The following is a 7,832-nucleotide window of genomic DNA, read 5'->3' on the forward strand; positions in this document are numbered from 1 at the left end:
CATTAAGATAAGCTATTAATTTTTTTATAATTAATGGGGAGTTCTTTGTCACCAGCCAGTGTGATGCAATTCTCAACAATTTTCTTTTGGAATTTTCGTACTGCTGGATCGCTGTTGTGGTTATCAAGATATTCTATAAATCTATTAACCGGAGCATACTTATTCATCAATAAATAAGCAATACATTCAGACAGATAGTGACTGTCTATAAAGTTATGCTGGATAGCCAATTGTATATATTCAGCGGCCAAATTGCGGCTAATTTTTTTCTCAAAAAGTAAACAAACTGCAATGTAGATCCAACCTGCGTGATGAACGTGAAGTTGTTTTTCAAGTAAATATTGCAAAGGGTATAAACATTCTTCAACCCCATCGACTTCGTTTCCCGTTGCTGTATCTGGAACAAAAAAACTTAACCAGCAATCTGGATAATTTGGCACCAGGGATAAATAATACAAAAAGTCCTTCCAGTGACAACACTCATCACGACGGAGACTAATATAGTAATAATGAGCAGGATAAGAGTGAAGACTATCTCTCTTCCCGTAATGAATCACACTGTTATTTAATACCAGTCTGTACCAGGTTTTATATTTATTCTTATCAATTAATATGCGATATGTACAGGTAAATGGTTGGAGGATGCCAGGCCAACTCACCAGCTCTTTGGCGATAGATTCATATTGTGGAAACACCCCGTTTGTACTTCGGGTACGTGTAATCTGCGTCCAGAGTGGTAAAAACGCATCATTTGTTGCCGATATTTCATCAGTGATCCCCAACAAATATTGCACCGCCTGGGCATATTTCCCTGTTAACATTAATGCCTGTTGCTTCACTTCTGCTATTATCTCGCCAGGCAAAATACGATTACAGGCGACAATTAAATCATCAAGATCAACCGGATAATTCTCGCGTTCGTGGGCCAATAATCGCTCCACCAATATTTGCGGCGAAACATAGAACGGCGTGTGACTTGGTGTTGCCAGTAACGTTAAGTGGCAGTTATCACGCAGTCGCGCCAGCACCAGTTGGTTTTGGTTCTGTAAATGCGGTAAACGCCGTTCATGCCACTCTGGCGTTGATGCGTATTCATCATTAAACCACTGCTGAAAAAAATCCCGCAGGCTATAGAGTATTGATGATCCGAGATACTTTTTATGCAATTTTTTATAATAGGGTTGCAATTGTTTTTTATAATCACCAGGAAGTTTATCTTGCAAAGCAATAATCCCGGCATAAAAAATCTCAATATCCAGTTCTTCTTTATTTTCCAACATTTTTCCTGTTTGAAACAACACCCCATCCCAGCTATCAGGAATAATGACCATCTCATGTTGTAGCATGGGAATTACATAACCTTCGCCCAACGGTGAATCACATTGCAACAGTGCCAGTACACTGTGCTTTAAGCTCCCCAACCATGGCTCAGCTAACGCGGCCACATCCTGTGCTGATTGGTATTTCATCATTAATTCAACTGTGCGTAGTTGTAATTTTTCGGTGCGCTGAATTAAGGTGCCAGATACGTTTTTCGCCAGTGTTGTACGATATTGGGGATAGCGTTCTGCCAACACCTCGGCAATATCAAGTGCTAAGAATAATATTTTATCGCATTTTTCACGTCCGCTAATAACCGGAAAATACTGCATAAATGATGAATGGTCAAACTCAGGATGACAGCAAAATGTTTGTATCATCTGAATAACAAAATTTACTACCGTATTATTACTGGCATTCAGTCCTAAAAATAATAATTGCTGGTTAGCAATCCATTCATCCTCTTGCGGGTTAAACATCTTTATTAGACGAATATGCCAGTTAAGGCGATCTTTTTTAAAGTTATTTGTTAATGAAGTTAATAATTCCTTGATTAATTGACGAGGCAGAAGATTTTCCGCAATCAGTTGCATAAACACATCATCCCAGTACTCGGTAACAACACCACACTGATGTGAGTTGTCGGCCTTATGGAAGTGGCTTTGCAAAAGCACTGGGACGTCATATTGCGGGAATGGTAAAATGACCTTTTCTATTACCTGTGAATTCTCCCGCATCCAAACAATTTCATTCTGAGCATTACGAGTATAAATCTCAATGTGAAATAATGCGTTGGCAAATGCTGATTCGTCAAAAATAACCCAACCATGTTTATAGCAGCTCCATAGAAGGCGGATATCTGGGTATGTATGCGGCGTGCGCAAACAATCCTTAAGCACACTATCCAGATAATCAGGAGGGCAATGGGTAAAAAAAGTAATTAGTGCATCGTGTATAGTATGATAACGACTTCTGCTAACTTCATGAAGCAATGTATGTTTCACTGGCCAGCTAACTGGAAACATTTTTTGTTCTGCATAACTGCGAGCACAAACAATTTTTGTCAAAGAGATTACATCGTCTACACATTCACCCAAACAAAGTGATTTATAATCAAGCGTCAACAATTCCTTTAAGGTAGTAATTCGCTCAACTTCGGTTAATGACAATGCCCAGTCTACAATGGCTGAATAATTTTTTTGTTGAATGAGTTCTACAGGTATCATCAGATAGTCTCTTCCATGAAATTTTATCAATGATACCAAGTTGTTTACCTGTTTTATCAGCCCCCGAAATTCTGATTTTTATAATTTACTTCGTAAGTGTGTCTCCCACAAATGCCTGCAGCTCCTCCACCGTGCCATTAAACACATTAAAATCCACCGGACCATTTACGCCATCCACCTGTCCACGGTCGGAATGCTGCCAGAAATGCCAGGCCAGGCCGTCATTGTCCGGGCGTCGCTGATAATAATGGGCCACCCACCACGGGTATTCATTGAAATATCCCGCCAGATTCGTGTGATAAAACGTCGCCCCCGCATAAATAATCGGCTTTTTGCCCGTGCTCTTTTCAACCATTTTTAGCCACTGACTTACCCGCTTGCGTAATTCTTTTGCCGATAATTTCCCACGTTCTTCTACGTCCAGCACCGCTGGCAGATCGCCTTGTGAGAAATCCACCGTTTGCAGAAATAATCGCGCCTGAACGGAAGCTGAGACCGACGGAGAAAAATAGTGATATGCCCCGCGCAATAAGCCATTTTTGTGGCTTTGACGCCAGTTACGCGAGAAATACGGGTCTACCAGCTTTTCGCCTTCCGTAGCCTTAATAAAAGCAAACTGTAAGCGGATACCATTGTCGCGCATTTTTGCGACACGTTGCCAGTCGATCCGCGCCTGCCAGCGTGAAACATCAATACCATGAATGGTGTAATTGGCAGGGATTCGAATAGCAAAAGATTTGACCGGGCGATAACCATAAAAGTGGATGTAGTCTTTAATCTGAATTGCTGTCGACCAGAAAAAATTCACCGTCTGACGAGGATAAATCGCCACGATGGAAATTAGCCCCAGAGCGCAGAACAAGGCGGTGAATTTTTTTCGACTGGCTATTTTTAGCTGCATTGGTTTCATCCCTGAATTTCAGCGCGAACACGCTGAAAAATGCCAAAGCAGCTATAGTATGATGCTCACCACCAGGCGTGAAAGTGGTGAACCGGACCATTCCCGTGGCCAACTTCCAGCGTGTCGGCCTGGGCTAACGCCGCTGATAGCCAGCTTTTTGCTTCCTGTACGGTGTCAGCCCAATTCGTGTGACGCGGACGCAGCGCTGCCAGCGCCGCAGATAATGTACAACCAGTGCCATGCGTGTTTTTGGTCATAATACGCGGTGCGGTAAACCGTTGTTCGCCGTCGCGGGTAAACAACCAGTCCGGGCTTTGCTCATCATCCAGATGACCACCTTTCATCAACACGGCACCACAGCCCATCGCCAATAATTCACGCCCCTGCTCCAGCATTTCCTGTTCATTACGCGCGTGTGGAGAATCGAGTAAAGCAGCAGCCTCCGGCAAATTTGGGGTGATTAATGAAACCTGCGGCAATAATTGACTGCGTAGCGTGGCAACCGCCGAAGGTGAAAGCAGCGGATCACCGCTTTTAGCCAGCATAACGGTATCCAGCACCACGTTTTGGATCTGGTAACGTTGCAGCCGTTCTGCCACCGCTTCAACAATATCCGTCTCTGCCAGCATGCCGATTTTGGTGGTATCGATTCGCACATCGCTGAACACTGAGTCGAGTTGTGCGGCAACAAAGTCAGGCTCAATGCGATACACCGACTGTACACCGCGGGTATTTTGCGCCACCAGTGCGGTGATTACCGAACAACCATAAGCGCCAAGTGCCGAGAAAGTTTTAAGATCGGCCTGAATCCCCGCACCACCACTCGGATCAGTACCGGCAATCGTCAGAGCGTTAACCCGTTTCATGCCTGCACCTCCTGCGTCAGTTGCCAGAGCGCATCAAGGAAATGGGGGATAAAACTGCCCGGCCCTTCGCTTCTGGCGACCGCACGTTCTCCGGCTTGTTTCATCCAGTGGCAGGCAGATGCAACATTTTCCAGCGTATCGCCCGGTAATGCACAACTGGCAGCGACAACTGCCGATAATGCACAACCAGTTCCTACTACTTTGGTCATTAACGGATCGCCGCCGTGAATGCCAACGATGCGACGACCATCGGTAACATAATCTACCTCGCCCGTGACCACGACGACAGCCCCGGTTTCATTCGCCAGTGTTTGTGCTGCGGGTAACGCGTTGGCTGCGGCGTCGGTGGAATCCACACCGCGACCACCATTGGCGATACCAGCTAATGCCATAATTTCAGAGGCATTACCGCGTATCGCCGCTGGCTTTAACGATAAAAGTTCGTGGCAAAAATGACGGCGATATTCGAGTGCGCCAACCGCGACCGGATCAAGCGTCCAGGGGGTTTGGGAGCGTGTTGCCTGTTCTACGGCAGCACGCATCGCTTGTGCTCGTAGCTGCGTCAGTGTGCCTACGTTAATCAACAAGGCACTGGCGATGGCCGCAAACTGACTGGCCTCTTCGGTTTCGATAACCATCGCTGGCGATGCACCGAGCGCCAGTAAGGTATTGGCAGTAAAGGTTTGCACCACATCATTGGTCATGCAATGCACAAGGGGAGAGAGTTGGTGAAAGAGGTGTAACATGCGCGCAGATTGCGCGGAACTCAGCAGGTCGACTTGCATAGTTTGCTCCTGCCATAACGTGAAGAAGCAATGACCTGATGGTCTGTGACTTCCCTACGCTGGCATTATCCAGATCAGGTGATACGGGTATTTCTCAGCCTTCACGCAGAAGGGCACCCCGAGTCGTTTGGTTGAATCTCTATATTTTGTGCCAGCTTAGGGGAAGTGGCTTGCAGATGCAAGCTCGCCTCCATTAATTGCCTCTTCTCTGTGTACCCCATTTTGTACCCCATAGAAGGAATGAAAAAGAAACAATTAACGACTATCATTCAGATGGTGAAAACCATTGATTATATTAATTAGCTAATTAATATTATTTTTCTAAATTTGATAGGTGGGATAAACAATGACAGAACCCAGATCTACGAGAACATTAAGAAAGCCATTAGCAGCGCATCACGAAATAGCCAAACGATGGAAATGCACCTCCAGATGACCAAATATGTTGACCATCTGAAAAACGTCACGGAAAAAGAGTTTTGCGAAGGTGTAGGACTTAAAGCCAGCTTTGGTACAGAGTTCAGCAAAATGAGAAATCTTACCTAGCGACTCAAAGCTGCCGGACTTGACACCACGAAGTTATAAAAAACAAATCATCAATATATTACTTTTGTTTTCCAGACTTACTTGCATATGTTTCTACGAGCATAAAAAACAACAACCACCACATAGCTATTACCATAATAATGTTTTCCTTTTATATTAAACAGAGAAATAGAATTAGAGCGTGGAATAGATGAATTCTATTTTCTATAACTTCTTGAGGTTAAATGTAGAAAAAGACAGCTCTTTCATTTCAATAACACCGAAATTTGATAGCTGTTTCAGCCAGAATTTTAAACCTGACTCAGAGCAACCTGCCCGATGTAACACATCGCTATATTTTAGCGGTGTTGGCTTTCCTTTATAGAGGTAAGCAAGCGTTTCGTAGGTGTGTTTTCCGGTGTCGTTACACTGAATGCGGTCTACTTGATTTTTTACTAAATATTGGATCATAGTCCTCCTTATTAAAATGGAATGTCAAAATCGTCCTCTTCTGTCTCAGGTATCGTGTATATATGTTCTCTTCCTGTAAATTCAGAAACCACTATTGAAATTAGCCTGTATGCCTCTATGTTATCGCCCTGCGTTTCAGCTAAAGCCCACTCAAGGGCTGCTTCTGTTGGCTGTCCATTCGGTTTGCAAATAGTGACACCGCCCCAAGGAAGCTCTGTTTTTTCCTGCTGAATAGAGCGTGTTGTTTCTAGTGTTTTTTTATCTTCCGTAGGGGGAAGCTGTTCAGGAACAGCTTTAACAGTAGATACTTGCTCTGTCTGTGGCTTTTCTGCATTTACAGAGGCTTTCGCTTCTCTTGGTGCTGTAATATGTGCATCTGTAAAGGGTAATGCTTTATAGAGTGATGTTTGACCGTAGCGTGCCTCTACAGAAAGAACTCCGATATCAACAAACATATTTATAATATTGCGTACCTGACGATCACTAACCATTCCAATATTAGCTAATGTTTTTTGAGTAGCGTAACATTCTTGCCCTTGTTCATTGAATCCAGCTATATAGCTATAGATTTCAACGGCTGGCAGTGTAGCGGTGTATTCATTACCAGATGGTGAGTACCATTTTTTAAACATCTTCAACCATTGCTCAACAACTACATATTTTTGTTTACCATCTTTCTGATTTAGACATTTGGCTTTCGCTTCGGCAATTGTTTTGATATTTTTGATCATTTAGTTCCTCCTTTGTAAGGACTGTAATTAGTAGTTCATTAACAAGTTTTGGAATTGATTTCCCTTCTGCCTTTGCGCGATTTAACAACGCGTTATAAGTTGCAGAATCAAAATTAATATTCATTTGGTTTTCTCCTCTCCTGTTATTATTCTTTCTCTGCTTCTGCCTTACGCAGTTCATCAATAATCTTGAGTGCATCGTCAAAGCATTTTTCACGCTCTGGATAACCTCGACTCCTTGCCATATTACGATTCATTACTACTTGATGTCGTGTTAGCTCACCTTTTTTAAATGCCTCTACGACGTGTTCCGGTATAAACCATTTCATAAAAAACTCCTTATTCAGTTAAAAGAAAAACACCTTGCAAGCCTGACGGCTTCAAAGTGCATTGATTTTGATTATTTAGAGAAGAATGTTTTTCTGTCCCTCTAGTACCTATTATTACATATAAATAAACATTTGTCAATATCTTTTCATAAAAAATCAGATATTTTTCATGTAATTACATTTTTTCTTAGCGATTCGTGCTCTCCTGTGTAGTGCTATTCTTCATTACCAGCTAAAACGCTCTAAAACGCGTTCTAACGAAGTTTTGATAAAAGCAATACATTCTCTTATGTAATGGCTGTTTAGCTCGCCAGAGGCTTATTTAAGTGGCTTATTTTGTATTTGTTAGATGATGATAGATATAAAACAGAGAGTTCTTAGATTAGTTACTTTATAAAACGCTCTGTAAAGCCCTGTAGTGAGTTTATATATGTAGGCAAAGCGGTTTCCATTCTCTACCCTGCTTAATGCTGTTAGAGAAGCATTTAGACCCCTTATTTTTAATTACCTAAAGTATCCTCTATACATCTCTGTTATGAAACACCTCTGAATCTGAAGTGGTCAACAAAAACTGGCCACCGAGTTAGAGTTTTTCCAGTATCGATTTTCCGATTCGTTTGGGGGTAATCCACCGTTATATTCGTGCGGTCTTAGTGCGCTGTAATATCCAACGATATA

General features: G+C 42.8%; 8 protein-coding genes and 1 riboswitch. Of the genes, 1 reads left to right on the top strand and 7 read right to left on the bottom strand.

From position 1 onward, the window contains the following. Window positions 1-2: 2 nt before the first annotated feature. The 4 genes from C7B16_RS05480 to thiM all read right to left on the bottom strand — a co-directional run bounded on the left by C7B16_RS05480 (window position 3) and on the right by thiM (window position 5,098). Entirely contained in the window at window positions 3-2,546 is a 2,544-nt protein-coding gene (locus C7B16_RS05480) for a DUF6493 family protein (RefSeq protein WP_107179452.1), read from the bottom strand. Between the two features lie 85 nt (window positions 2,547-2,631). Then, window positions 2,632-3,447: a glycoside hydrolase family 25 protein gene (locus C7B16_RS05485; RefSeq protein ID WP_016248945.1), complete on the bottom strand. Its 816-nt coding sequence runs from the start codon at window positions 3,445-3,447 to the stop codon at window positions 2,632-2,634. 65 nt (window positions 3,448-3,512) lie between these two features. Further along, on the bottom strand, window positions 3,513-4,313 hold the full coding sequence (gene thiD / locus C7B16_RS05490; protein ID WP_016248946.1) for a bifunctional hydroxymethylpyrimidine kinase/phosphomethylpyrimidine kinase: 801 nt from the start codon (window positions 4,311-4,313) through the stop codon (window positions 3,513-3,515). Then, on the bottom strand, window positions 4,310-5,098 hold the full coding sequence (gene thiM / locus C7B16_RS05495; RefSeq protein ID WP_107179453.1) for a hydroxyethylthiazole kinase: 789 nt from the start codon (window positions 5,096-5,098) through the stop codon (window positions 4,310-4,312). Before thiM ends, thiD begins: the two co-directional genes overlap by 4 nt. A 34-nt stretch (window positions 5,099-5,132) precedes the next feature. Then, a riboswitch (TPP riboswitch) is annotated at window positions 5,133-5,229 on the bottom strand. A gap of 208 nt (window positions 5,230-5,437) precedes the next feature. On the opposite strand from thiM, the gene C7B16_RS05500 reads away from it, so the two are divergent. Then, the gene (locus C7B16_RS05500) at window positions 5,438-5,644 is read left to right on the top strand and encodes a transcription factor (protein WP_107179459.1); all 207 of its coding nucleotides are present in this window, start codon (window positions 5,438-5,440) and stop codon (window positions 5,642-5,644) included. Between the two features lie 204 nt (window positions 5,645-5,848). Here the strand turns inward: C7B16_RS05500 and C7B16_RS05505 are convergent, their stop codons facing one another. From C7B16_RS05505 to C7B16_RS05520, 3 genes are all read right to left on the bottom strand, one after another. Continuing rightward, window positions 5,849-6,094: a hypothetical protein gene (locus C7B16_RS05505; protein WP_059259520.1), complete on the bottom strand. Its 246-nt coding sequence runs from the start codon at window positions 6,092-6,094 to the stop codon at window positions 5,849-5,851. An 11-nt stretch (window positions 6,095-6,105) separates the two neighbouring features. Beyond that, the gene (locus C7B16_RS05510; protein ID WP_107179454.1) at window positions 6,106-6,825 is read right to left on the bottom strand and encodes a hypothetical protein; all 720 of its coding nucleotides are present in this window, start codon (window positions 6,823-6,825) and stop codon (window positions 6,106-6,108) included. 146 nt (window positions 6,826-6,971) lie between these two features. After that, a complete protein-coding gene (locus tag C7B16_RS05520; RefSeq protein WP_000870791.1) occupies window positions 6,972-7,154 on the bottom strand; it encodes a hypothetical protein in 183 nt (60 codons plus the stop codon). Window positions 7,155-7,832: the final 678 nt, after the last annotated feature.

This window comes from Escherichia sp. 20412-1, assembly GCF_003027595.1.
Lineage (GTDB): Bacteria > Pseudomonadota > Gammaproteobacteria > Enterobacterales > Enterobacteriaceae > Escherichia > Escherichia marmotae.